Genomic DNA, 25,910 nt, shown 5'->3' with positions numbered 1-25,910 from the left:
GCGAGCACCTACCGCGATACGACACGTTGTCGTCTAGTCTGGCGGAAGACTGCACTACGGGTACAGGCCGTAGAACGATCGCCTCCAGGGAGCGGAGCTCGCCGCCGAGGCGCAACGGGAGGAAGAACAGTGGAGTTCGACGTCACGATCGAGATCCCCAAGGGACAACGCAACAAGTACGAGGTAGACCACACCTCGGGACGGATCCGTCTCGACCGGATGCTCTTCACCTCGACCCGCTACCCGGACGACTACGGGTTCATCGAGGGCACGCTCGGCGAGGACGGCGACCCGCTCGACGCCCTCGTGCTCCTCGAGGAGCCGACGTTCCCCGGATGCCTCATCCGCTGCCGTGCCCTGGGCATGTTCCGCATGCGCGACGAGGCCGGGGGCGACGACAAGGTGCTCTGCGTGCCGACCGGTGACCAGCGTGCGGCCTGGCGCCAGGACATCGACGACGTCTCCGACTTCCACCGTCTCGAGGTCCAGCACTTCTTCGAGGTGTACAAGGACCTCGAGCCCGGCAAGTCGGTCGAGGGCGCGCACTGGACCGGCAAGGCCGAGGCCGAGGCCGAGATCGAGCGCTCGTTCCAGCGGGCGAAGGACGCGGGCTACTACAACCACTGATCCCGTCGACGGCGGCGACCTGCTGTCCCGCTGCCGTTCTCGCCATCACACCGCCTGCACGGCTGACCGCCTCGCCCCGACCAGGGGCGGGGCGGTCTGTGCGTCTGGGGTGAGCGCGCGACAGGCGGGGGCCGTGCGCGCGGACCTGTCTGCTACGGCCGGCCGCCGTAGGGCATGAGGCGGGAGTCCCAGCGCATCGCGGTCAGCCGCACCGGCACGCCTGGGCGCGACGCCTCGATGATCTGGTTCCCGCCTGCATACAGCGCCACGTGCGTGATGCTGTTGGCGTCGGTGGGGTCGTCGCCCCAGAACACGAGATCGCCGGGGCGCAGGCTGGAGAGGCTGACCTTGAGGACCTGCTTGTACTGGTCGCGGGAGGTCCGGTTGATACCGACGCCGGCGCTGGACCAGGCTCCCCCGGTGAGCCCGGAGCAGTCGTAGGAGCCCGGCCCTGTCGCGCCGTACTGGTACGGCAGCCCCAGGCGTCCGGTGGCCCACGCGACCGCGGCCTGCCCTTGCGCCGCCGACCCGCGCGACGTCCCGGTTCCGAGCAGGCTGCCGCTCGGCACCGTCGCGACGGGCGGGGTCACCACTGGCGGCGTGACGACCACCGGCGCCGTCACCACAGGCGGTGTCACCACGACGGGCGGCGTGACGACCACGGGCGCCGTGGTCGTGGGGCTCGACGGGGTGGTCGCCGGTGCCTGCACGGGGGCGGCCACGGGCGAGGTCGACTCCGAAGGGACGGGCACGACGGGTGCTTGCGGGTCGGGATCGACCGGTGCCGCTCTGGCGACGCGCGCCCGGGCGGCTTCTTCGGCGAGGGCGGAGCGCTCTGCCTCGAGACCTGCCTGGCGGTCAGCCTCGACCTCGACGCTCGTGCTGCGGGCCTCTGCCAGCTGGACGAGGAGCGACTGCCGTTCGGTGGTGGCCGCCGCGACAGCCTGCTCGGCCTCGGACTGGGCGTCCTGGGCTGCGAGGAGCGCGTCGTCGGCAGCCTGTTCCGTGGCCTCGGCGTCGGCGACAGAGTCATCGGCGAAGCTCTGCAGGGTGTCGGCGACGACAGAGTCGGCCTGGTACTGCTGCGCGGCTCCGTCCGCCTTCGAGCCGACGAGCGCCATCGCGTCGGACGTGGTGACGGCGTCCTCGACGCCGGTCGAGCTGAGGTACATCGCCAGCTGGTCGATCCCGCCGCCGCTGCGCGAGGAGTCGCGGGCGAGGGCGACGAGGAGAACCCGAGACGCCTCGGCGCGGACGTTCGCCGCGTCGCTGCGGACTGTGGCCTCGCTCGCGGTGGTGACGGCTGTCTGGTGGTCGACGACGGCCTGGTTGTAGGCCTCTCCGGCAGCAGAGACTGCGTTGAACGCCGCGTCCTGGGCGGTCGTCAGCTGAGCGAGCCGGACGTCCATGGCGGCGACGCTGGACGCTGCTGCGACAGTCTGCTGCTGCGCAGCAGAGAGCTCGTCGGCGGACGGCACGGGGTCTGCCGAGGCGGGGAGAGCTGCGCCGCCGAGGAAGAGCACGGAGACGGTAGCGGAGGCGACGACGATCCGGAGCGGGGTCGTGGCGCGCCGGTGGCTCGTGGGCAGCGCCATGAGGTTCCTCTCGATGCAGGTGTGATCTGCTCGAACAGTACCTACGGCTGGTCACTGTGTGAACTCCTGTCACATCATTCGCAGCAGTATCACCCGGTCACAGGAGCCCCAACCACCCGTCATCCCGCATCTCGGACAGAAAACGTCCACACTGTGTCCGCCATGTGAGAACTTCCGGTCGAAGACTCCTCCGGACGAGCACTTCGTGCCTAGGCTGCTTCTCATGACGACGCGAATGTGTTGCTGACCGCACACCCTCCCCCCAGCACGCACCGCGTCCCGTCCCGTCGCTCCACCGCTTCCCTCGCCCCGTCAGAACGACCTGCGGCCGTGCGTGGCTCCGCCCGAGCCACGGAAGCGCGAGAGACGACGTGCCCGGCGACGCACGCTGGCCCACCCCCACTTCCCAGGAGCATCCGATGAGCACACCCAGCTGGTCCTTCGAGACCCGTCAGATCCACGCAGGCCAGGTCCCCGACCCGACCACCGGCGCCCGCGCCCTCCCCATCTACCAGACGACGTCCTTCGTCTTCCCCGACGCAGGGGTCGCCGCCGACCGGTTCGCGCTCCAGGACCTCGGACCGATCTACACACGCATCGGCAACCCGACCCAGGACGTGGTCGAGGCGCGGATCGCCAGCCTCGAAGGCGGGGTCGGCGCGCTCCTCGTCGCCTCCGGCCAGGCCGCGACGACGCTCGCCATCCTCAACATCGCTGAAGCCGGCGACCACGTCGTCGCGAGCCCCAGCCTCTACGGAGGCACGTACAACCTCCTGCGTTACTCCCTGGCAAAGCTCGGCGTCGAGACGACGTTCGTCACGGACCCGCACGACCCGCAGTCCTGGCGCGACGCCGTCCGCCCCACGACCAAGCTCTTCTTCGGGGAGACGATCCCCAACCCGCAGGCAGACATCCTCGACATCGAGGCCGTCGCAGCCGTCGCCCACGAGGTCGGCGTGCCGCTCCTCGTCGACAACACCGTCGCCACCCCCTACCTCCTGCGCCCGATCGAGTTCGGCGCCGACGTCGTCATCCACTCGGCCACGAAGTACCTCGGGGGCCACGGCTCCGCCATCGGCGGCGCCATCGTCGACGCCGGCACCTTCGACTACGCGCGGTACCCAGAACGCTTCCCGAACTACAACACCCCCGACCCGAGCTACAACGGTCTCGTCTACGCCCGCGACCTCGGCGTCGACGGGGTCCTCGGCGCCAACCTCGCCTACATCCTCAAGGCGCGCGTCCAGCTCTTGCGCGACCTCGGACCAGCCGTCTCGCCCTTCAACGCGTTCCTCATCGCCCAGGGCATCGAGACGCTCTCCCTGCGCGTGGAGCGCCACGTCGCGAACGCGGAGAAGGTCGCCGCGTGGCTCGAGGCCCGGGACGACGTCCTGACGGTCCACTACGCCGGGCTGGAGTCGAGCCCGTGGCACGCCCGGGCCCAGAAGTACACGCCCCGCGGCGCCGGCGCCATCGTCTCGTTCGAGCTGGCAGGCGGCTCGGACGCCGGCAAGGCGTTCGTGTCCGCGCTCGAGCTCCACTCGCACGTCGCCAACATCGGAGACGTCCGGTCCCTCGTCATCCACCCCGCGTCGACGACGCACAGCCAGCTGGCGCCCGAGGACCAGCTGAAGTCCGGGATCACCCCCGGGCTCGTACGTCTGAGCGTCGGCCTCGAGCACATCGACGACATCCTCGCCGACCTCGCCCTCGGATTCGCGTCCGCCGAGGGCGCCGTCGCCGAGCAGAGCGCGTGATCTGACGTGCGCACCGGTCCGGCGTCGCCCGACGAGCACGACGACCGCCCCCGCGGGCCGCTCACCCAGCCCGCAGGCTGGGACGTGCCCGCGCGCGACGCCGGATCCTCCGTACATTGGTCAGTGATGAACCACGACCCCCAGCGCTCGCTCCCCGGCTGGACGCGAGGCGGAGTGCCGCCACGCGCACAGTCGCGCCGTGCGCACGCCCCTGCGTTCCCCGTGAGCGGGGCATGGCGCGAGGGTGATCCTCAGGGTGATCGTCGGTTCGCCGACATCGGTGCCCTCGAGCTCGAGGCGGGCGGCATCATCCCCGCCGTGCGCGTCGCCTACGAGACCTGGGGGACGCTCAACGCCGCCGGCGACAACGCGGTGCTCATCCTGCACGCCCTCACCGGCGACAGCCACGTCCGCGGTGCAGCCGGTCCAGGCCACCAGACGGCCGGCTGGTGGAACGACATGGTCGGCCCGGGTGCCCCGATCGACACCGACAGGTACTTCGTCGTCGCCCCCAACGTCGTCGGAGGATGCCAGGGCACCACCGGCCCGTCGAGCATCGCGCCCGACGGTCGTCCCTGGGGCAGCCAGTTCCCCGTCGTGACCGTCAGGGACCAGGTCGCTGCCGAGATCGAGCTGTCCCGGATGCTCGGCATCGACGCGTGGCAGTTCGTCGTCGGCGCCTCGATGGGCGGTCTTCGCGTGCTCGAGTGGGCCATCCTCGGCCCCGAGGCGGGGATCGCGGTCGAGTCCATCGGTGTCATCGCCTCTGCCGCCCAGACCTCGGGAGACCAGATCGCGTGGGCCCACCCGCAGCTCACCGCGATCCACGCAGACCCGCGGTTCCGCGGCGGCGACTACTACGAGGCGGCCCCGGGCGACGGGCCGCACGTCGGCCTCGGCATCGCCCGGCAGATCGCTCACACGACCTACCGCAGCGCGGTCGAGCTCGACGAGCGCTTCGGCCGCATCCCGCAGGGCGGCGAAGACCCGATGCGTGGCGGACGGTTCGCGGTCCAGTCGTACCTCGATCACCACGCGAGCAAGCTCGCCCGACGTTTCGACGCCAACAGCTACGTGGTCCTCACCGAGTCGATGCTCACGCACGACCTGGGACGTGACCGCGGCGGAGTGATGACCGCGCTGCGGTCCATCACCGCCCGCACGCTCGTCGTCGCGGTGGAGACAGACCGGTTGTTCCTCCCTGCAGAGTCCCGACGGATCGCCGACCTCGTCCCCGGTGCAGAGCCGGCGCACGTCCTGCGCTCCGACCTCGGTCACGACGGCTTCCTCATCGAGTTCGACCAGCTCGGTCCTCTCGTCGTCGACTTCCTCGCTCGGGCGACACGCTCAGGCGCCTGAGACACTCTTCGGGGACAGCCCTGGACTCGGCCCGCCCTCGTCCGGAGCGGGTCCGCGTGCGACTACCCTGAGCCAGTCCGTGTGCGCACGGATCAGGGACGGGCACCGGCGTCGGGGGGCACGGGGGTGCCCTGTCCGAGTCGATCGCACCGCGAGGAGCAGAGTGATGACCCACCCGTCGCCGTCCACAGCGAGCCGCTCGACCTATCACCACGAGGCGTTCCTGTGGTCCGGCCTCGACGCCTTCCTCGCCCGGACCGTCCCCTTCGTCCTCGACGCCACCCGGTCAGGGTTCCCCGTGCTCGTCGCCGTGACAGCGTCGCGAGAGACCGCGCTGCGGGACGCGCTGGGCACCGATGCGGAGGCGGCGACGTTCCGCACCATGAACGCCCTCGGCCACAACCCCGCCCGCATCATCCCCGCATGGGTGGGCTTCGTCGCCGCGAACCGCGACGTCGACGTGCCGCTGCGCGGCATCGGTGAACCGATCTGGGCCGGTCGCCGCGACACAGAGCTCACGGAGTGCCAGATCCACGAGGCGATGCTCAACGTCGCCATCCCGAGCACGGCACCGCTGTGGTTGCTGTGCCCGTACGACGTGGACTCGCTCCCGGAGAACGTCCTCGACGAAGCCCGTCACAGCCACCCGACGCTCGACGACGACCTCGGTGGCACAACGACGAACCCGGACTACCGCGGGTCAGCCCACGCGCGTGCCCTCAGCCGGGGCGACCTGCCCGAGCCTGGTGCCAGACCGGACGAGATGCACGTCGGCCGGGGCGATCTCGGCGCCGTACGAGCACTGGTCTCCCGGCACGGGCACAGCGCCGGTCTGAGCCCGAACCAGGTCGACGACCTGCGGCTCGCGCTCACGGAGGTGGCCGCGAACAGCCTCGACCACGGCGGCGGCCACGGTCTCATGCGGGCGTGGCACGAGCCCGGAGCCCTCGTCTTCGAGGTGCGCGACGGAGGGACGATGACGAACCTGCTCGCCGGCCGGACCGTCCCACGCCGCGACCAGGCGCGCGGACGCGGCCTCTGGCTCGTCAACCAGCTCTGCGACCTCATGCAGATCCGCTCGACGGACAGCGGCACGGTCGTCCGCGTCTACACCTGGTTGTGACGGCTCTCCCGGCCCGGCCGCCGCACCGATGGTGCAGGATGGCACGATGACAGCAGGCCTTGATCAGATCTCCTCCGCCCTCACCTCTCAGTGGTCGCGCCTCCGGTCGTGGATGGTCCCGCTGGGTGACGACCTCCTCGGCGCACGCGATGCACCGAGCTCTCTCGACGGTTGGACCACCGGCGAGCTGGTCGCCCACCTCGGACGCGCGATGGAAGCGCTGACCGTCTGCACGCCTGCGCCGGAGGGGACCGTGCCGCTCACGCTCGCCGAGTACCTCGGGAGCTACCCCGAGCGAGCCCACGACATCTCGGCGACGACCCGCGAGCTCGCACAGACGATCGCTGCTGCGCCGCTCGACGCGGTGACGTCGCTGGCCGAGCAGGCTCTGGCCCGGCTGGCCGACCTCGGCCCCGACGGCGACCTCGTCGTCCAGGCGCGCCGAGGGCCCGTCACGCTCCGTGACATGGCTATGTCACGCCTCATCGAGCTCGTCGTGCACGCACACGACCTGGTGACCTCGCTCGAGGGGACGGCTGACGCGACCGGTCCGAACAACCCGCTCGAGCGCGCGGCGACCGCTCTCGTCGCCGACGAGCTCCTCGACATCGTCGTCAGGCGAGGCGGATGGTCTCTCGAGGTGACCGACCCGACCCTGTGGATCCGGCTGGCGACAGGGCGCACGCCGTACAACGTCGACGACCTGGCCCGCGCCGTCAGCCCCACGTTCACCGCAGGCAGCGTCCCCGACCTCGGGAGGACGCTCCCCCTCTTCTGACGACGCAGAGGTCGTGACGCGGACGCGCTCCGGCCGGTGAGACACGGCGACATCGTCGCCGAGGGCATATGTTGGGGCCATGCTCGCCGTCTATGCAGACCACTTCGACGCCACCGACCCGCTCGCAGGGCTCGCCACGGGAGAGCGTCCCGATCCGGTCGAGCGCGAGGGGTGGACCACCGTCACCGTCCGTGCCACCAGCCTCAACCATCACGACCTCTGGTCGTTGCGCGGCGTCGGGCTGCGCGCCGAGCAGCTCCCGATGATCCTCGGCACCGACGCGGCCGGCGTCACCGACGACGGCCGCGAGGTCGTCCTCCACGGGGTGATCGGCGCCGACGGCCACGGAGTCGGTCCGGACGAGACACGGACACTCCTCTCCGAGAAGTACCCGGGGACGTTCGCCGAGCGTGTCAGCGTGCCGACCCACAACCTCGTCGACAAACCGGCTGCACTGTCGTTCGAGGAGGCTGCGTGCCTCCCGACCGCGTGGCTGACCGCCTACAGGATGCTCTTCCGGTCAGCTGAGCTCACTCCGGGTCAGAGCGTTCTCGTCCAGGGCGCAGGCGGAGGGCTCGCGACAGCGGCGATCGCCCTCGGCGCCGCGGCAGGCCTCGAGGTCATCGTCACGAGCCGCTCCGAGACGAAGCGCTCGGCAGCGCTGGCCCTCGGCGCGAGCCACGCGCTCGAGCCAGGTGCACGCGTCCCGCACCGTGTCGATGCCGTCCTCGAGACCGTCGGTGCAGCGACCTGGTCGCACTCGGTCCGGTCCGTCCGTCCAGGCGGCATCATCGCCGTCGCAGGTGCGACGTCTGGCGACCCGTCGCCCGCCGAGCTCACCCGGATCTTCTTCAACGAGATCACTGTGCGCGGGACCACGATGGGGACCCGGGACGAGCTCGTCTCGCTCCTTGCGTTCCTCGTCCAGGCGGACGTCCGGCCGACGATCGACGGCACCTTCCCGATCGGTCAGGCCCAGGACGCGTTCGCTCGCCTCGCATCGGGAGCGCAGGTCGGCAAGATCGTCCTCGTCTGATGGCAGGGACCGTGCCGCCGCCCCGGTTCCTCGAGAACCACGGCACGGCGCCCCACCAGGGTGCAGAGCCTGGTCGCTCACGCACGGGGAGCCACGGTGCGCACGGACGCTCCACCGCGTCGACGGCGTCCTGGGGGCCGGACATCCTCGGGCCCGGCTACGAGTCGAGATCCTTGGACCTCGCCCCGGACGACGAGGGTGACGTCGCCGCGACCCTCGTGCGCTATCGCCCCCACGGTGCTGTTCCGTCGGTGCGCGCCGTCTTGTACCTCCACGGATGGTCTGACTACTTCTTCCAGACCCAGACGGCCGAGGTGTGGCACTCTTTGGGGTCCTCGTTCTACGCCCTCGACCTGCGCAAGTACGGACGCAGCCTGCGGCCCGGACAGACACCTGGGTACGTCTCGACCCTGAGGACCTACGACGAAGACCTCGCGGCGGCGCTCGACGCGATCCACGCAGACCTCGGGCCGCACGCCTCGATCATGCTCATGGGCCACTCGACCGGTGGTCTCGTCGCTGTGCTCTGGGCGCACCGGAACCCAGGAGCGACGACGGGGCTGGTGCTCAACAGCCCCTGGCTGGAGCTCCAGGGCTCGTCCGTCGTCCGGACGGTCTCTGCTCCCGCGATCAGCCAGCTTGCCCGGTTCCAGCCCAAGACACCCCTGCCGAACATCGACCCCGGCTTCTACGCCCGGACCATCCGGCGACGGGAAGGCGGAGAGTGGGACTTCGACGACCGCTGGCGGCCCATGCCCGCGTTCCCCGTCCGAGCGGGCTGGCTCAACGCGATCATCGCGGGCCACGCGGAGGTCGCCCGAGGGCTCACGATCGCCCAGCCGATCCTCATGCTCGCCTCGACCCGCACGATGATCTCTGCACGATGGCACGACCAGATGCGCGAGAGCGACGTGGTCCTCGACGTCGAGCTCCTCGCACGACGTGCGGTCCAGCTCGGCCCGACCGTCACGATCAGCCGCATCGCCGGTGGGCTGCACGACCTCGCGCTCTCGAGGACTCCCGCGCGTGAGCGCTACTACGGAGAGATCGCCCGGTGGAGCTCGGTGTACGGCTGGTCGCAGGCGTAGCCCGACCGGTCTAGCCGAGCAGCTCCAGCAGCGTCGGGCCGCCGTCGCCCGCGCGCCACACGCGCCAGCCGTCCGACGCCGTGCCTCCGGAGACCGCGTTGGCCGCCCAGCTCGGGTCCGCGTAGACCTCGCCGTCGGCCGTCTCGATGGTCCCGTCGGGATGCAGCAGCGCCTCAAAACGTTCGTTCCGGCGGTGGCGCACCCAGATGAGCGGGAGCGCCTCGTGCAGGGCAGACGCCAGCTCGACGAGGGCGTCGTCTCTGGGACCGTGCGGTGAGCCGTCGTGCTCCACACCCTCCTCGTCTGTCCAGGCCTCCGCGGGCGGGGGGGCGGAGTCGGAGAAGTCCGGAAGCTCGGGTGGGTCCGGAGGATCAAAACGCACGGGCTCGGAGAACTGGGCCGAGAGGTCTACCCAGAACGGTGAGCTGGATCCGTCGAACGAGAGGGACGACGGCCCGTCGAACGAGAACGTCGACGGTCCGTCGAGCGACGGCGCGTCGTCGAGAGAGTTCGGCGCATCGAAAGCCTGGGGATCGACGACATCGACGGCGGAGGCGCGCTGAGGCAGGTCTCGTGCTGGCAGGTCACGTGCAGGGAGGTCACGCGCCGGCAGATCACGTGCTGGCAGGTCACGCGCTCGCTCGACCGGCACCCGCGCAGCATGGGCTCTCTCCGGCTCCCGGTCGAGGACGAACGAGGGCTCGTCCTGCAGGTCCGGGTCGAGCTTCTCAGGGATGTACTTCTTCGCGGCGATGAACGCGCTCGCGCGGTAGGCGCTCCGGCTCGGGACGCTGCCGCTCGCGTCGTCCCACGCTGCGGCCTCCCCGCGGCCGGCGACGTACCCGCTGTCGCTGGCAGGCGCGACAGCGAGGTTCAGCGCAGTCCGCGGCCCTGCGTCGAGGACTGCGCCCCCGGACGGGCGCGCAGGAAGGTCCGAGAGCACCTCGGGGACCGAGAGGAAGATCGGTGTGTACGGGGTCCCCGGCGGCGGCAGGTCGACGGTGGGCAACGGTCCCGACAGCGGAGAGTGCCCCGACCAGCGGCGCGACGACGACACCCAGTCGTCCGACGAGCCTGACGACTCAGGTACAGGAGGTAGCCACTCGTCCGACGCCTCCGGTGCCGGAGGTACCCACTCGTCCGACGGCATGCCGATCTCCTGCAGGGGCACAGCCCAGTCCGGCGACGGTGAGCTCCACTCCTCCGAGAAGGGGGCCTGCTCGACGGGCGGTACCGGTTCGACAGGCGGCAACGAGTACACCGGATAGTCCGCCGGGCGGACAGGGGGGAGGATCGTCGTCCTGTCGGCAGCTGCTGCCGCCGACATGATCCCTGCCGTGCCGAACGCCGACGTCCGCACGGGACCGGTCAGCTCAGGCGACGAGACCCGTCCGACGGGGACCGCGACGACGGGACCGGTGATCGCCCCCTCGGAGACCCTGCGCGACGTGACGCTGACGCGTCCGAGCGACGAGACCACGTGCGGCGACGGGGTATCTGCCGGCACAGCCGACGAGGACCGCTGCGTGACGGAGATCGTGGACGACGCCGCCGTCACGACGAGCGGCGAGACGTCGAGCATGCGTCGCCCTGGCGCCGTGGGCAGGACACCGACACGGAAGACCTCGACGGTCGGTCCGACAGCACGGAGAAAAGCAAGAGCGTCACGGACCGCGGGGGTCACGTCGGCGCACACGACGACCAGTCGGACCGCTCCGCCTCTCGCCTGCGCCGGACGGCCTGTCGGAAGCGAGTCGTAGAAGTCGGTGACATCCTTGTGGAACCTGTCCGCGCCCTCCGGATACAGCCCGGCGAGCTCGGTCCGGGTGAGGCGCGACGCACGGCCTGCGGCCCCGAGGGCTGCGCTCAGCTCGTGCTCGTCGACAGTGGCGGCGACCACCACGACGACCGACCTCCCTGAGGAGTCCAGCGCCAGTGCAGTCTCCGGCACCGCCGTATTCTCGGTCGCTCCGGCGCTCTCGGAGGGTCGATAGTCCGCGATCCTGCCGGTCACCGTGAAGGTCTTCTCGCCCAGGAGCGCAGCAAGGTGCTCCTGCACGACAGTGCGGGCGTCGGCTTCGAACGCCAGGATCTCGGGGCTCGCCAAGACGACGAGCGGCGAACGCTCCGACCCGACGTCGAACAAAGGCATGCGGACAGGGTAGCCCTGAGAGGACGAGCCGTCACACGTGGCTGGTCAGACGGAGGGCTCACCAGCGGTCGCGGAGAGCCGCTCCTCGACGCGTCGCACCTTGCCCTCGAGCTCGCCGGTGTGGCCTGGCCGGACATCAGCCTTGAGGACCAGCGAGACGCGATGGCCTCCCCGGCCTACGGCCTCCGTGGCTCGTCGCACCACGTCCATGCACTCGTCCCACTCCCCCTCGATGGTGGTGAACATCGAGTCGGTGCGGTTGGGGAGGCCAGACTCACGGACGATGCGGACGGCGTCCGCCACCGCGTCAGTGACGGAGTCTCCCGTACCGAGCGGGGCGACAGAGAAGGCGATGAGCATCTCCCCATCGTGCCACGAACCGGACACCGCGCAGGCGCGTGGTCAGACGCGTGGTCAGGCGCTCCGGACGGCCTCGGCGATCGGGACGTCTCCGACGTTGAAGTCGATGGTGGTCTTGGTCGTCCACGGTGCTTCCAGCACCGCGGCCGCCACGCGGGCGACGTCCTCGCGAGAGACATGGGTGCTCTCGAGCCGTGCTCCGACCTCGATGCGCCCGGTCCCAGGATCGTCTGTGAGCGCGCTCGGACCGAGGACGGTCCAGTCGAGGTCGCTCTGGCGCAGGTGCGCGTCCGCGGCGGCCTTCGACTCGGCGTAGGCGAAGAAGCTGTTCTCTGGCGGGACGCCGTGGTTGGGGCCCGCTCCCTTGTAGGAGACCATGACGAACCGCGGCACGTCGGCGGCGACCGCCGCGTCGATCGCGCGGATCGCTGCGTCACGGTCCACCGCGTACGTGCGCTCGGCGCTCCCGCCTCCGGCTCCGGCGGTCCAGACGACCACGTCGTGGCCGACGATCGCCGCTGCGATCTCCTCGACGCTCTGGTGCTCGACGTCCGCGACCACCGGAGCAGCCCCTGTCGCGACGACGTCGGCCTCGTGCTCGGGGTTGCGGAACAACGACGTCACGTCGTGCCCTTCGGCGCCCAGGATGCGCGCGAGGTACAGCGCGACCTTGCCGTGCCCTCCGATGATGGCGATACGTGTCACGTGATACCCCTTGTCGTCCGCGTGCGCGGACGGTCCGCGCTAACGCTCTGTCAGCCGGCTCGCGAGCAGCTCGGCGAGCGACATCCCGGCGACCCCTGCGAGGTCGTCCGCCTGGGTACGGCACGAGAATCCGTCCGCCAGGAAGATGTCGCCTTCGCCAGCCTCTCGCAGAGCAGGCAAGAGCGCATTCTCAGCGACGGCGACGGAGACCTCGTAGTGCCCCTTCTCCATCCCGAAGTTGCCCGCGAGCCCGCAGCACCCGGCGAGCGTCTTGAGCGTCGCTCCTGCGTCCCGCAACAGCTTCTCGTCTGGCGCGAAGCCCATGACGGAGTAGTGGTGGCAGTGCGGCTGCACCACAGCGGTGACGTCCGAGAGGTCGGGCATGACCCAGCCAGAGTCGGGGCCGGGCGCGGTCTCCGGGCGCGTGAGCAGCTCGGCGAGCGTGTGGGTCGCGGTCGACACCGCCTGCGCCCGAGGGTCGTCGGGGAAGAGGTCGGTGAGGTCCGACCGGAGCACCGCGGTGCACGACGGCTCGAGGCCGACGATCGGTATGCCGTTGACGGCGAACGGTCCGAGGACCGCGAGGAGCTGCGAGAGCCGTTTCTTCGCCCCGTCGAGCTGCCCCGTGCTGATCCAGGTGAGGCCGCAGCAGGCCTCGTCCTCGGGGACGACCACGTCGTAGCCCGCCGCGAGGAGGACCGTGACCGCCGCCTCGGGGACACCCGGCGCGAGGGTGTCGCTGAAAGAGTCGGTCCACAGGACCACCTTGGGCTTGCGGACCGTGCCCTGGGCGCTGTCGTCGCTGGTAGCGGCTCCCGCGACGAGCGCCGCGCCCTCACGCTTCCACCATGTCCGGAACGGGACGTCGGCGAACGCCGGGATGGAGCGCCGGGTGTCCATGCCGCCGAGCCGCAGGACGAGCTTCGCCAGTGGCTTGATCGAGAGCGCCCCGTTCGCGAGCTTCGGGACGTAGCTCGCGAGACGGGCCCAGCGAGGCAACCAGCCGAGCGCGTAGTGGTTCATCGGCCGGAGACGGCCCTTGTAGGCGTTGTGCAGCACCTCGGCCTTGTACTGGGCCATGTCCACACCGGCAGGGCAGTCGCTCGAGCACGCCTTGCAGCTCAAGCACAGGTCGAGCGCCGCGTGGACCTCGGGCGAGCGCCACCCGCCGGTGACGAGCGTGCCGTTCGCCATCTCCTGCAGGACTCTGCCGCGACCGCGGGTCGAGTCCTTCTCGTCCTTCGTCGCCAGGTAGGACGGGCACATGAAGCCGCCCGCGTCAGTCGTGTCCGCACGGCACTTGCCGACGCCCACGCACCGGTGGATGGCCTGCGTGAAGTCACCGTCGTCGTGGGCGAAGCTGAAGCCGTTCTTCGCGAGGAGCGGCTTCGCCTGCGGGCGGCGAAGGTCTGCGTCGATCGCGTTGGGCCGCACGAGGACGCCGGGGTTGAGCAGGTCGTGCGGGTCGAGCAGCGCCTTGAACTGCTCGAAGACGCCGATGGCCGTCGCGGAGTACATGGCGGGCAAGAGCTCGGACCGTGCGCGACCGTCGCCGTGCTCGCCGGACAGCGAGCCGCCGTACTTGCCGACGAGCATCGCGGCGTCGGTCATGAACGTCCGGAGGACCGAGCCTGACGTCTCGAGCGGGATGTCGATCCGCAGGTGCACGCAGCCGTCGCCGAAGTGGCCGTAGGGCATGCCGTCGACGCCGTACTGCGCCATGAGAGCGTCGAGGTCTCGCAGGTACGCGCCGAGCTTTTCTGGCGGCACGGCGGAGTCTTCCCAGCCGGGCCAGGCCTGAGCCCCGGACTGGGTGCGTCCGGCGAGGCCCGCACCGTCCGCCCGGATCTTCCACATCGCGGTGGCCTCCGGACCGGCCTGCAGGATGCGCGAAGCCGTGGTGCCGGAGTCCCGCACGATCGCTCGGGCGCGGTCCATCGCCTCGGCCGCTGTCGAGCCGCCGACCTCGACCATGAGCCAGCCAGCCCCTGCCGGGAGCTCCGGCACGGCCCCGGCGCCTTTGGCGACGCGCACGACGTCGACGAGACGCGCGTCGAGCCCTTCGACTGCGAGCGGCGAGTGGGTGAGGAGCGCGGGCACCGCGTCCGCCGCGCTCGGCATGTCGGGATACCCGAGGACGACGAGCGTGGGCGCTCCGGCGATCGGTACGAGGTCGACGGTCGCACCGAGGACCGTCACGACGGTTCCCTCCGTCCCGACGAGCGCCTTCCCGAGGTGGGCGCCGTTCTCCGGCAGAAGGTGCTCGAGCGAGTACCCAGACACCTGGCGGCTGAAACGGCCGAGCTCGGTGCGCAGCGTCTCGAGGTTCGCCGAGACGAGCTCGCCGAGGCCAGGGACCCTCGCCAGGCCGACCCCGTCGGGGCCAGCGACGAAGCGGCGGCCGGCCCCGTCGACCACGTCGAGCTCGAACACGTTGTCGGCGGTCCGCCCGTAGGCCACTGCGTGCGGGCCGCACGCGTTGTTGCCGATCATCCCGCCGAGGGTCGCACGGTTCTGCGTGGACGGGTCAGGACCGAACCGCAGCCCGTGGGGCGCGGCCGCCTTCTGCAGGGAGGACATGATGACGCCCGGGTCGACGCGTGCGGTGCGCGCCTCAGGGTCGATCTCGTGGATCTCGTTGACGTGCCGCGAGAAGTCGATGACGACGCCGGGGCCGACAGCGTTCCCGGCGCAGGACGTTCCTCCGCCGCGAGCCGTCAGCGGTACTCCTGCTGCGCGGGTCGCCTCGACGGCCGCCAGCGCGTCGTCGACGTTCAGCGGTATGACCACCACCTGGGGCACGACCCGATAGTTCGACGCGTCGGTCGTGTACTCAGCCCGACGCAGCGTGGAGTCAGAGACCTCACCGTCCACGACGGACCGCAGAGACGCGACGAGCTCTGCGCGGGCAGAGGCCTCCGCTCGCGCCTGCTGGGCGCTCGTCGGCGCACTGTTCAAACCGGTCATCTCGACATCGACTGGGCTAGCCACGGGCTCATTCTCGCACCGGGACACCGATGCCCTCGTGGGACTACCAGGACCCGGACACGGACGGCCTCAGCCACGCGTACGTGCCATCGTGTCCGGATGTCAGTCGAGGAGATCATCGGGTTCACCACCGGCGCCGTGTGCGTGTGGCTCGCCGTCCGGCAGAACGTGTGGACCTTCCCGGTCGGCCTCGCGAACAACAGCGTGTACGTCGTGCTCTTCGCGTCGTCCGGGCTCTATGCCGGCGCCGGGCTCCAGGTCGTCTACATCGTCCTCGGCGTGCTGGGCTGGGTGTGGTGGGTCCGAGGCGGGCCCGCGGGAGAAGCGCTCACGGTCCGACGGACACCGCGCTGGGCGTGGTTGGCCGCAGCCGTCGCCGCCGCCGTCATCGCGATGCTGCTCGTGTGGGTGCTGAGCACCTATACCGACTCCGAGGTGCCTCGGCTCGACGCCGTGACCACCTCGCTGAGTCTCGTCGCCCAGCTCATGCTCGGCCGCAAGTGGATCGGCAGCTGGTGGGTGTGGATCGTCGCCGACGTGATCTACGTGTGGCTGTACATCTCGTCCGCGCTCTACCTCACGGCGGCGCTGTACGCCGGGTTCATCGTGCTGTGCGTCCTCGGCCTGCGCGACTGGCGGCGGGAGCTGGTCGCTCCCGCCGCACTCGTCACGCAGATACTCGGCAGGTCGTGCTCAGCCGGTGTTCTGCAGACCGGCGGCGACGCCGTTGACGCTGAGCAGCAGCAGGTGCCGTAGCTGGTCGATCTCGTCGGGCTCGGCTCCCTTGCGCAGGCGTGTCAGTGCGCGGAGCTGCAGGAGCGACAGCGCATCGACGTACGGGCTCCGGAGACGAACAGCACGGCCGAGCACCCTGCGGTTGGACAGCGCGCTGTCGCTGCCCGTGATGGCCAGGACCCACTCGCGGGTGAGCGCCATCTCCTCGAGCACGAGGTCCGCCAGGTCCTGACGGTCGCCGAGCGCGAGGTAGCGGCTGGCGATGCGCGCATCGGTCTTGGCCAACGACATCTCGACGTTGTCGATGAGCGTCCCGAACAACGGCCACTCACGGTAGGCGGCGCGCAGCTCGCCGAGGTCGCCGGCCGTCTTGAGCGCGGTACCCAGACCGAACCAGCCTGCCAGGTTGATGCGTGCCTGTGACCAGGAGAACACCCACGGGATAGCGCGCAGGTCGTCGAGCGACTCGATCGAGAGCCCACGACGTGCGGGACGCGAGCCCAGCGGCAGCAGCCCGACCTCTTCGAGCGGCGTGACCTCGCCGAACCACTGGGGGAAACCCTCAGCGCGGACAAGCTCGAAGAAGCGTGCCCGGGACGAGGCGTCCAGCGTCGACGCGAGGTCTGAGAACCGCTGTGTCGCGGCCTCGTTACGACGCTCGATCGACGGAGCACTGGCGAGGAGCGTCGCTGCGGCGACCTGCTCGATGTGCCGCGCAGCGATGACCGGGTCCCCGTAGCGGGCGAAGATGACCTCGCCCTGCTCCGTGAGCTTGAACCGACCGTCGACCGACCCCGCAGGTTGTGCGAGGAGCGCACGGTTCGCCGGGCCGCCCCCGCGACCGAGGGCGCCGCCGCGACCGTGGAAGAGCGTCAACGTGATGTCGTTGCGCTTCGCCCACTGCGTGATCTTGCTCTGGGCGACGTCGAGCGCGAGCGTCGCTGCGACCGGACCGACGTCCTTCGACGAGTCCGAGTAGCCGAGCATGACCTCGACGCGACGCCCGTTGGCGGCGAGCCGCGCCTGGACGGCCGGGACGAGGAGCATCCCTTCGAGGATCTCGACGCTCGCCTCGAGGTCGGCGAACGTCTCGAACAGGGGGATCGCATCGATGACGGGAGCATGCTCGGGGTCGTCGAAGACGAGGGCTGCGAGCTGGTACACAGCCTCGAGGTGCTCCGCCTTCTGTGTGAACGAGACGATGTACCGGCGTGCTGCGTCTGTTCCGTGTCGGTGCTGCACGGCGCCCAGCGCACGGAAGGTGTCAAGGACCTCGGTGGTCTTCTCGGCCAGCGGACCGTCGATTCCGTTCGCGGCGATGTCCGCCAGTGCCTGCTCGTGAACGATCGAGTGCTGACGGACCTCGAGCTCCGCAAGGTGGAACCCGAAGGTCTGCACCTGCCAGATGAGCCTCTGGAGGTCGCCGTACCCAGCCCGAGAAGCGCGAGCCTGCACGAGCGACTCCTGGACGACGACCAGGTCCGCTTCGGCCTCTGCTGCGTCGGCATACGCCAGGTCCGCGTCACGGAGCCGGGTCGCCGCGATCCGCTCGGCGACGACGAGCAGCACCTGACGGTGCGGCTCGTTGGGCGACTCTCCCGCGATGCGGGCTGTGAGCGGCTCCGAGAGGACGCGCTGACGGCGCCACAACGACACGAGGTCGGCAGAGGCCGGGGTCGCGGAGCCATCGAGCGTCAAGGCGTTGCCGGTGCGTCGCGCGGCCTCTTCGAGGGCGGTCAGGACGTGTTCGGACGCGATGAGCGCTGCGGAACGCGTCACCTCGGCGGTGACGTTGGGGTTCCCGTCCCGGTCGCCACCGATCCATGTGCCGAGCCGGACGAACGGACGGACGATCGGGGCTCGAGCGCCGGCCTGGTCACCCTGAAGCCAGTCGTCGAAGCGCCGGTAGACCTCGGGGAACGTCTCGAAGAACGTCGAGTCGAAGACGCCCATGACGGTGCGGATCTCGTCGACCACCGTCGGTTTCGCTGCCCGCAGCGGCGAGGTGCGCCAGAGCACGTCGATCTCCGCAAGGAGCCGGCGCTCGTTCTCGGCGAGCGAGGTGCCGCCGACGTGCGCGCCGTCCCGCTCTGCGACGAGTGCCGAGATGCGTCGGATCGCGCTGGAGACCGCACGACGTCGGGCTTCGGTCGGGTGAGCGGTGACGACAGGTCGGAACTCGAGCGCCCGAAGCCGCTCGAGCGTGGCTTCGCGACCGATCTCCTCTGTCAGCTCGGTGACCGCGGCGGCGAACGAGTCGTCCCCCGCGACCTCGTCGGGGTCACGCGTGGACTCGCGTTCCCGCAGGACCCGGACGCGGTGGTACTCCTCCGCCAGGTTGGCGAGGTGGAAGTAGCAGGTGAAGGCTCGCGCGACCTGCTCAGCACGCTCGGGAGAGAACGTCTCGACGAGTGCCTGCGCCTCGGCGAACGACGCGTCCTCCTCCTCGTCGTCGTGGGCACGGATGGTCAGCTCACGCAGGCGCTCGACATCGGCGAGGAGCTCATCGCCGCCCGCCTCGCGCAGGACGGTTCCGAGCAGACCTCCGAGCAGGCGGACATCGTTCCTCAGCGGGTCGGGCACCTCGTGGTGCGCTCGACCGCGACGGTCATCTTCAGACGTTTCGACATAGGACACATGCACACCGTAGGGGACGCGCACGGTGTGTCGTCCACCGTGCTCACTGGGTGGAGCGCACAGACGGTCGGGGACTGCGGGAGAATCTGCGTGTGACATCACTCGCAGCCCCAGGTTCCCGCCAGGCCGAGCATCCTTCGCGTTTCAGGCACGGGCTCGTCGTCGGAAAGTTCTACCCACCTCATGCGGGCCACCTCAATCTCGTCCGTACTGCTCTGTCGCGCTCCGAGCGCGTCACCGTCCAGGTCCTCGTCTCGTCCCAGGAATCCATCCCTGGGGATCTCCGCGCGCGATGGATACGAGAAGAGGTCCCGCAGGCGCGGGTCCTCGTCGGGCTCGATGACGAACCCGTCGACTACAGGAGCGACCGTGCGTGGGACGCGCACGTCGCGATCATGAAGGACCTCTTGACCGCCGCCGACTCCAGAGAGAAAGGGGTCGTCGCTCCGGTCGACGCGGTCTTCACCTCGGACGGGTACGGGGAGGAGCTCGCCCGCCATGTCCGCGCAACCTGGGTCCAGGTCGACCCGCAGCGGCAGGCAGTGAACGTCTCAGGCACAGCAGTACGTGCCGACCCGAAGGCCTACTGGTGGGCTCTGCCTGCCGCGGTCCGCTCGTGGTTCGCTCGACGTGTGGTGATCCTCGGCGCCGAGTCGACAGGCACCACCACCTTGGCCGAGGACCTGCAGGCGCACTATGGTCTGCCGCTCGTCCCCGAGTTCGGCCGCGAGTGGTCGGAGACTCGTCCCGGGGGCCTTGCTGCACCGTGGCACACGGCGGAGTTCGACCTGGTGGCGAGGGAACAAGCCCGCCTCGAGGACGAAGCCGCTCGTACGAGCTCGCTGCCTCTCGTCGTCTGTGACACGGATGTGCTGGCCACGACGTTGTGGCACGAGCGGTATGTCGGCCGGCCTTCCCCGTCGGTCCAAGCGCTGGCGGCATCCAGGGTCCCTGACCTGTATCTCCTGACGGGTGACGAGATCCCGTTCGTTCAAGACGGAATGCGCGACGGTGAGCACATCCGTCGGTCGATGCAGGTCGCGTTCCGTTCGGCGCTGAACGCACAGGCCGAGAGCGGAGGTGCACAGTGGGTCGAGCTGCGCGGCAACAGGGACGCGCGCCTTGCAGCCGCTGTCGACCTCATCGACGAGGTCTGCGCTCTGCCCCGAGCGATCACAGCCCCGATGCCACAGGCGGGCGTACGGTCCTGACCAGAAGCTACCCGTCCCAGCCGACGGTCTCGGCTCGCGCACTCTGAGAACGGACGACACGTTGTTTGAGTCGTCGTCCCTTGATCGCGGAATATCCGTGGTGTTGTCTGGGGGTACGACAAAGACCCACCCCCGGGGGGGTGGGTCTTTGTGAATGGTGTTCCGGCGGCGTCCTACTCTCCCACACAGTCTCCCGTGCAGTACCATCGGCGCTGGAGGGCTTAGCTTCCGGGTTCGGAATGGGACCGGGCGTTTCCCCTACGCTATGACCGCCGTAACTCTTTTGGGTTTTCAAGCCGGGTTCTCGGCCGTCTCCCGAGAACCGCACAGTGGACGCGTAGCACAAGTTTTATTGTGTGTTATCAAGTTATCGGCTTATTAGTACCGGTCAGCTCCGAGGGTCTTTCGTCCCCTCTTCCACATCCGGCCTATCTACCCAGTGGTCTACTGGGAGCCTCTCGGGACGAATCCCGTGGAAACCTCATCTCGAAGCAGGCTTCCCGCTTAGATGCTTTCAGCGGTTATCCCTTCCGAACGTAGCCAACCAGCCGTGCTCCTGGCGGAACAACTGGCACACCAGAGGTTCGTCCGTCCCGGTCCTCTCGTACTAGGGACAGCCCTTCTCAAGTTTCCTGCGCGCGCAGCGGATAGGGACCGAACTGTCTCACGACGTTCTAAACCCAGCTCGCGTACCGCTTTAATGGGCGAACAGCCCAACCCTTGGGACCTACTCCAGCCCCAGGATGCGACGAGCCGACATCGAGGTGCCAAACCATGCCGTCGATATGGACTCTTGGGCAAGATCAGCCTGTTATCCCCGGGGTACCTTTTATCCGTTGAGCGACGGCGCTTCCACAAGCCACCGCCGGATCACTAGTTCCGACTTTCGTCCCTGCTCGACTTGTCAGTCTCACAGTCAAGCTCCCTTGTGCACTTGCACTCGACACCTGATTGCCAACCAGGCTGAGGGAACCTTTGAGCGCCTCCGTTACATTTTAGGAGGCAACCGCCCCAGTTAAACTACCCATCAGGCACTGTCCCTGATCCGGATTACGGACCGAGGTTAGATATCCAGAGCGACCAGAGTGGTATTTCAACGTTGACTCCACACACACTGGCGTGCATGCTTCACAGTCTCCCACCTATCCTACACAAGCCGCACCGAACACCAATACCAAACTATAGTAAAGGTCCCGGGGTCTTTCCGTCCTGCTGCGCGTAACGAGCATCTTTACTCGTAGTGCAATTTCGCCGAGTTCACGGTTGAGACAGCGGAGAAGTCGTTACGCCATTCGTGCAGGTCGGAACTTACCCGACAAGGAATTTCGCTACCTTAGGATGGTTATAGTTACCACCGCCGTTTACTGGGGCTTAAATTCTGAGCTTCGCCTTGCGGCTGACCCGTCCTCTTAACCTTCCAGCACCGGGCAGGCGTCAGTCCGTATACATCGTCTTGCGACTTCGCACGGACCTGTGTTTTTAGTAAACAGTCGCTTCTCCCTGGTCTCTGCGACCCTTGCACGCTCCCCCAGCTAGTGGGTTCACGCTCCGGGCCCCCCTTCTCCCGAAGTTACGGGGGCATTTTGCCGAGTTCCTTAACCATGATTCTCTCGATCGCCTTAGTATTCTCTACCTGATCACCTGAGTCGGTTTAGGGTACGGGCGGCTAGAACCTCGCGCCGAGGCTTTTCTTGGCAGCATAGGATCACCCAATCATCGTCCATACGGACTCACCATCAGTTCTCAGGATATGTGAACAGCGGATTTGCCTACTGTTCTCCCTACAACCTTGGACGTGGACAACCATCGCCACGCTGGGCTACCTTCCTGCGTCACCCCTGTTAATACGCTTACCTAATGCCGGTTCGGGTCCCGCGCTCCCCTGAGTCCTCAGCCCCGAAGGGCCTGTGGACCAGGCTTGGGCGGTTAGCATCACCGGGGTCGGTATTGGCGGTTCTTCGCCGGTAGGAGAATATCAACTCCTTGTCCATCGACTACGCCTGTCGGCCTCGCCTTAGGTCCCGACTTACCCAGGGCGGATTAGCCTGGCCCTGGAACCCTTGATCATTCGGCGGACGGGTTTCTCACCCGTCATTCGCTACTCATGCCTGCATTCTCACTCGTGTAGGCTCCACCGCTGGATCACTCCGCGACTTCACTGCCCACACGACGCTCCCCTACCCATCCACACACCTGGACCACGAAGGCCTGGTTATTATGTGAATGCCACAGCTTCGGCGGTGTACTTGAGCCCCGCTACATTGTCGGCGCGGAATCACTTGACCAGTGAGCTATTACGCACTCTTTCAAGGGTGGCTGCTTCTAAGCCAACCTCCTGGTTGTCTGTGCAACTCCACATCCTTTCCCACTTAGCACACGCTTAGGGGCCTTAGCTGGTGGTCTGGGCTGTTTCCCTCTCGACCATGGAGCTTATCCCCCACGGTCTCACTGCCACGCTCTCACTTACCGGCATTCGGAGTTTGGCTGACGTCAGTAACCTTGTAGGGCCCATTAGCCATCCAGTAGCTCTACCTCCGGTAAGAAACACGTGACGCTGCACCTAAATGCATTTCGGGGAGAACCAGCTATCACGAAGTTTGATTGGCCTTTCACCCCTACCCACAGGTCATCCCCCAGGTTTTCAACCCTGGTGGGTTCGGTCCTCCACGCGGTCTTACCCGCGCTTCAACCTGCCCATGGGTAGATCACTTCGCTTCGGGTCTAGACCCAGCGACTATGTTCGCCCTATTAAGACTCGCTTTCGCTACGGCTTCCCCACACGGGTTAACCTCGCCACTGAGCACTAACTCGCAGGCTCATTCTTCAAAAGGCACGCTGTCACCCCTGCTAGGGAGGCTCCAACGGATTGTAGGCACACGGTTTCAGGTACTATTTCACTCCCCTCCCGGGGTACTTTTCACCTTTCCCTCACGGTACTTGTCCGCTATCGGTCACTAGGTAGTATTTAGGCTTATGAAGTGGTCTTCACGGATTCACACGGGATTTCTCGGGCCCCGTGCTACTTGGGATCCCCTTCGGGAGGCCGCGTCATTTCGTCTACGGGGGTCACACCCTCTACGCCGGGCCTTTCAATGCCCTTCGACTATAACGCGGCTTTCTGACTCCCTGAAAGTTCGGCAGAACAATCTGAAAGGTCCCACAACCCCGCCCATGCAACCCCTGCCGGGTATCACACATGAACGGTTTGGCCTCATCCGCTTTCGCTCGCCACTACTCACGGAATATCTCTTCCTGTCGGTACTGAGATGTTTCACTTCCCGACGTTCCCTCCACACACCCTATATATTCAAGTGTGGGTAACTGGACATGACTCCAGCTGGGTTTCCCCATTCGGAAATCCTCGGATCACGGTTCGTTTGCCAACTCCCCGAGGCTTATCGCAGGCTACTACGTCCTTCATCGGCTCCTAGTGCCAAGGCATCCACCCTGTGCCCTTAAAAACTTGACAACAATAAAATTGCAGAGAACAAAGATAAATCTTTGATCTTACAAAGATGCTCGCGTCCACTGTGCAGTTCTCAAGCTACGGACGATCCCACCCAACACCGACGCCTACCCACACACCCGAAGGCATGCACGTGGTTCGACCGGTTCAGGGTGACCCGTGTCAGCTACCAGACCTCATCACCACCCGATCCCCCGTTACCAGGAAACCGACCAGCAGGTCCGACGGCCCGAAGATCACCAGCGCCATACGGCGCCCGTGCCCTCAGGACCCAACAGTGTGCTTGCGTCCACCCACCCCACCACCAGCAGTTTCCGATCCGAACCCAAAGGCCCGAACGTACTCCCACCCGCAACGAAGCCGGCATCCATAGTCAATGTTCCACCCGTGAGCAACCGCCCACACCCTCATTCGGAGTGTGGAAGCGGCCACCTGAACACACCCGGTACGCATACAGGGCATGCCAGTGTGTAGCTCCTTAGAAAGGAGGTGATCCAGCCGCACCTTCCGGTACGGCTACCTTGTTACGACTTAGTCCCAATCGCCAATCCCACCTTCGACGGCTCCGTCCCACAAGGGGTTAGGCCACCGGCTTCGGGTGTTACCGACTTTCGTGACTTGACGGGCGGTGTGTACAAGGCCCGGGAACGTATTCACCGCAGCGTTGCTGATCTGCGATTACTAGCGACTCCGACTTCATGGGGTCGAGTTGCAGACCCCAATCCGAACTGAGACCGGCTTTTTGGGATTCGCTCCACCTCGCGGTATCGCAGCCCTTTGTACCGGCCATTGTAGCATGCGTGAAGCCCAAGACATAAGGGGCATGATGATTTGACGTCATCCCCACCTTCCTCCGAGTTGACCCCGGCAGTCTCCTATGAGTCCCCACCATAACGTGCTGGCAACATAGGACGAGGGTTGCGCTCGTTGCGGGACTTAACCCAACATCTCACGACACGAGCTGACGACAACCATGCACCACCTGTACACCAGTCCGAAGACGCGACCATCTCTGGCCGATTCCGGTGTATGTCAAGCCTTGGTAAGGTTCTTCGCGTTGCATCGAATTAATCCGCATGCTCCGCCGCTTGTGCGGGCCCCCGTCAATTCCTTTGAGTTTTAGCCTTGCGGCCGTACTCCCCAGGCGGGGCACTTAATGCGTTTGCTGCGGCACGGAACTCGTGGAATGAGCCCCACACCTAGTGCCCAACGTTTACGGCATGGACTACCAGGGTATCTAATCCTGTTCGCTCCCCATGCTTTCGCTCCTCAGCGTCAGTTGCGGCCCAGTGACCTGCCTTCGCCATCGGTGTTCCTCCTGATATCTGCGCATTCCACCGCTACACCAGGAATTCCAGTCACCCCTACCGCACTCTAGTCTGCCCGTACCCGATGCAAGCTCAAGGTTGAGCCTTGAGTTTTCACACCAGACGCGACAAACCGCCTACGAGCTCTTTACGCCCAATAATTCCGGACAACGCTTGCGCCCTACGTATTACCGCGGCTGCTGGCACGTAGTTAGCCGGCGCTTCTTCTGCAGGTACCGTCACTTTCGCTTCTTCCCTACTGAAAGAGGTTTACAACCCGAAGGCCTTCATCCCTCACGCGGCGTCGCTGCATCAGGCTTTCGCCCATTGTGCAATATTCCCCACTGCTGCCTCCCGTAGGAGTCTGGGCCGTGTCTCAGTCCCAGTGTGGCCGGTCGCCCTCTCAGGCCGGCTACCCGTCGACGCCTTGGTGGGCCGTTACCCCGCCAACAAGCTGATAGGCCGCGAGTCCATCCTTGACCGAAAAACTTTCCAAGCACACCCGATGCCGGGGCGCTTCATATCCAGTATTAGCCCCGGTTTCCCGGAGTTATCCCAGAGTCAAGGGCAGGTTACTCACGTGTTACTCACCCGTTCGCCACTGATCAAGAGAAGCAAGCTCCCCTATCACCGTTCGACTTGCATGTGTTAAGCACGCCGCCAGCGTTCGTCCTGAGCCAGGATCAAACTCTCCGTAAATGTATTAACATCAACCAACCCCAAAGGACCGGTCAACAACCATACGAAGCGGAACACCCCTGCAAAGAGGCACTCCATTAATCAAGGCTACAAACCGAAAACTTGCGTTTTCAATTCATACCAAATTTACTCCGCCAGACATGACCAACCACCCCACAACGAGGCAGCCAACCACACCCAAGCGAAGGGTCTTGGCATTGACTATTAAGCACACTGTTGAGTTCTCAAAGAACGGACGCTCACCATTCCAGACCTTCCAGCCTGTACTCGGGGCAACCTGTCTAACT

15 protein-coding genes and 3 rRNA genes are annotated in these 25,910 nt (G+C 67.2%); 9 read left to right on the top strand and 9 right to left on the bottom strand.

Going from position 1 to position 25,910, the window contains the following annotated elements:
- Window positions 1–129: 129 nt before the first annotated feature.
- Window positions 130–627: an inorganic diphosphatase gene (locus tag ATL42_RS15645; protein ID WP_098456158.1), complete on the top strand. Its 498-nt coding sequence runs from the start codon at window positions 130–132 to the stop codon at window positions 625–627.
- A gap of 152 nt (window positions 628–779) precedes the next feature.
- On the opposite strand, the gene ATL42_RS15640 is transcribed toward ATL42_RS15645, so the two are convergent.
- Window positions 780–2,222 carry a C40 family peptidase gene (locus tag ATL42_RS15640; RefSeq protein WP_098456157.1) on the bottom strand — a complete coding sequence of 481 codons (1,443 nt, stop codon included), beginning with the start codon at window positions 2,220–2,222 and terminating at the stop codon, window positions 780–782.
- Between the two features lie 419 nt (window positions 2,223–2,641).
- Between ATL42_RS15640 and ATL42_RS15635 the strand changes: the two genes are divergently transcribed.
- The 6 genes from ATL42_RS15635 (at window position 2,642) to ATL42_RS15610 (ending at window position 9,363) form a co-directional block, all read left to right on the top strand.
- On the top strand, window positions 2,642–3,979 hold the full coding sequence (locus ATL42_RS15635; protein WP_098456156.1) for a bifunctional o-acetylhomoserine/o-acetylserine sulfhydrylase: 1,338 nt from the start codon (window positions 2,642–2,644) through the stop codon (window positions 3,977–3,979).
- A gap of 6 nt (window positions 3,980–3,985) precedes the next feature.
- A complete protein-coding gene (gene metX, locus ATL42_RS15630) occupies window positions 3,986–5,338 on the top strand; it encodes a homoserine O-acetyltransferase MetX (protein ID WP_245862651.1) in 1,353 nt (450 codons plus the stop codon).
- Window positions 5,339–5,504: 166 nt separating this feature from the next.
- Window positions 5,505–6,461, top strand: a complete 957-nt coding sequence (locus ATL42_RS15625; protein WP_098456154.1) for a sensor histidine kinase — start codon at window positions 5,505–5,507, stop codon at window positions 6,459–6,461.
- Between the two features lie 46 nt (window positions 6,462–6,507).
- A complete protein-coding gene (locus ATL42_RS15620) occupies window positions 6,508–7,239 on the top strand; it encodes a maleylpyruvate isomerase N-terminal domain-containing protein (protein WP_098456153.1) in 732 nt (243 codons plus the stop codon).
- A 79-nt stretch (window positions 7,240–7,318) separates the two neighbouring features.
- A complete protein-coding gene (locus ATL42_RS15615) occupies window positions 7,319–8,275 on the top strand; it encodes a zinc-binding dehydrogenase (RefSeq protein ID WP_098456152.1) in 957 nt (318 codons plus the stop codon).
- Window positions 8,275–9,363, top strand: coding sequence for an alpha/beta hydrolase (locus ATL42_RS15610; protein WP_098456151.1), 1,089 nt, complete (start codon window positions 8,275–8,277; stop codon window positions 9,361–9,363). Before ATL42_RS15615 ends, ATL42_RS15610 begins: the two co-directional genes overlap by 1 nt.
- 10 nt (window positions 9,364–9,373) lie before the next feature.
- On the opposite strand, the gene ATL42_RS15605 is transcribed toward ATL42_RS15610, so the two are convergent.
- The 4 genes from ATL42_RS15605 to ATL42_RS15590 are packed head-to-tail and all read right to left on the bottom strand — an operon-like array spanning window position 9,374 to window position 15,547.
- A complete protein-coding gene (locus ATL42_RS15605; RefSeq protein ID WP_143556794.1) occupies window positions 9,374–11,515 on the bottom strand; it encodes a restriction system modified-DNA reader domain-containing protein in 2,142 nt (713 codons plus the stop codon).
- A 45-nt stretch (window positions 11,516–11,560) separates the two neighbouring features.
- Window positions 11,561–11,875, bottom strand: a complete 315-nt coding sequence (locus tag ATL42_RS15600) for an MTH1187 family thiamine-binding protein (protein ID WP_098456149.1) — start codon at window positions 11,873–11,875, stop codon at window positions 11,561–11,563.
- 54 nt (window positions 11,876–11,929) lie between these two features.
- Window positions 11,930–12,580 (bottom strand): NAD(P)H-binding protein, encoded by a 651-nt coding sequence (locus tag ATL42_RS15595; protein WP_098456148.1) that lies wholly within the window; start codon window positions 12,578–12,580, stop codon window positions 11,930–11,932.
- Window positions 12,581–12,619: 39 nt separating this feature from the next.
- Window positions 12,620–15,547: an FAD-binding and (Fe-S)-binding domain-containing protein gene (locus ATL42_RS15590; protein ID WP_098456147.1), complete on the bottom strand. Its 2,928-nt coding sequence runs from the start codon at window positions 15,545–15,547 to the stop codon at window positions 12,620–12,622.
- A gap of 120 nt (window positions 15,548–15,667) precedes the next feature.
- On the opposite strand from ATL42_RS15590, the gene pnuC reads away from it, so the two are divergent.
- Window positions 15,668–16,324, top strand: coding sequence for a nicotinamide riboside transporter PnuC (gene pnuC, locus ATL42_RS15585; protein WP_098456146.1), 657 nt, complete (start codon window positions 15,668–15,670; stop codon window positions 16,322–16,324).
- Here the strand turns inward: pnuC and ATL42_RS15580 are convergent.
- Entirely contained in the window at window positions 16,262–18,940 is a 2,679-nt protein-coding gene (locus tag ATL42_RS15580; protein ID WP_245862647.1) for a phosphoenolpyruvate carboxylase, read from the bottom strand. The two genes, pnuC and ATL42_RS15580, sit on opposite strands and share 63 nt — an antisense overlap.
- Window positions 18,941–19,032: 92 nt before the next feature.
- Here ATL42_RS15580 and ATL42_RS15575 point away from each other — a divergent pair, with 92 nt between their 5' ends.
- Window positions 19,033–20,151, top strand: coding sequence for an AAA family ATPase (locus tag ATL42_RS15575; protein ID WP_098456144.1), 1,119 nt, complete (start codon window positions 19,033–19,035; stop codon window positions 20,149–20,151).
- A 160-nt stretch (window positions 20,152–20,311) separates the two neighbouring features.
- On the opposite strand, the gene rrf is transcribed toward ATL42_RS15575, so the two are convergent.
- From rrf to ATL42_RS15560, 3 genes are all read right to left on the bottom strand, one after another.
- Window positions 20,312–20,428 (bottom strand): 5S ribosomal RNA (gene rrf / locus ATL42_RS15570).
- Window positions 20,429–20,509: 81 nt separating this feature from the next.
- Window positions 20,510–23,620: ribosomal RNA gene (locus tag ATL42_RS15565) — 23S ribosomal RNA — on the bottom strand.
- Window positions 23,621–24,099: 479 nt separating this feature from the next.
- Window positions 24,100–25,623, bottom strand: a 16S ribosomal RNA gene (locus ATL42_RS15560).
- The 16S, 23S and 5S rRNA genes sit together here, the layout of an rRNA operon.
- Window positions 25,624–25,910 lie beyond the last annotated feature (287 nt).

Origin of the sequence: Sanguibacter antarcticus (assembly GCF_002564005.1) — a bacterium.
Taxonomy (GTDB): domain Bacteria; phylum Actinomycetota; class Actinomycetes; order Actinomycetales; family Cellulomonadaceae; genus Sanguibacter; species Sanguibacter antarcticus.
Note: the sequence above shows the minus strand (reverse complement) of the source record. Positions and strands in the feature narration are given on the sequence as shown.

Bases quoted from the DNA above. Each gene is read 5' to 3' on its own strand.
- ATL42_RS15635 (WP_098456156.1), top strand. From the start codon at position 2,642: ATGAGCACACCCAGCTGGTCCTTCGAGACCCGTCAGATCCACGCAGGC.
- ATL42_RS15610 (WP_098456151.1), top strand. From the start codon at position 8,275: ATGGCAGGGACCGTGCCGCCGCCCCGGTTCCTCGAGAACCACGGCACG.
- ATL42_RS15640 (WP_098456157.1), bottom strand. From the start codon at position 2,222: ATGGCGCTGCCCACGAGCCACCGGCGCGCCACGACCCCGCTCCGGATC.
- ATL42_RS15590 (WP_098456147.1), bottom strand. From the start codon at position 15,547: ATGACCGGTTTGAACAGTGCGCCGACGAGCGCCCAGCAGGCGCGAGCG.
- ATL42_RS15605 (WP_143556794.1), bottom strand. From the start codon at position 11,515: ATGCCTTTGTTCGACGTCGGGTCGGAGCGTTCGCCGCTCGTCGTCTTG.
- ATL42_RS15600 (WP_098456149.1), bottom strand. From the start codon at position 11,875: ATGCTCATCGCCTTCTCTGTCGCCCCGCTCGGTACGGGAGACTCCGTC.
- pnuC (WP_098456146.1), top strand. From the start codon at position 15,668: ATGTCAGTCGAGGAGATCATCGGGTTCACCACCGGCGCCGTGTGCGTG.
- ATL42_RS15620 (WP_098456153.1), top strand. From the start codon at position 6,508: ATGACAGCAGGCCTTGATCAGATCTCCTCCGCCCTCACCTCTCAGTGG.
- ATL42_RS15615 (WP_098456152.1), top strand. From the start codon at position 7,319: ATGCTCGCCGTCTATGCAGACCACTTCGACGCCACCGACCCGCTCGCA.
- ATL42_RS15625 (WP_098456154.1), top strand. From the start codon at position 5,505: ATGACCCACCCGTCGCCGTCCACAGCGAGCCGCTCGACCTATCACCAC.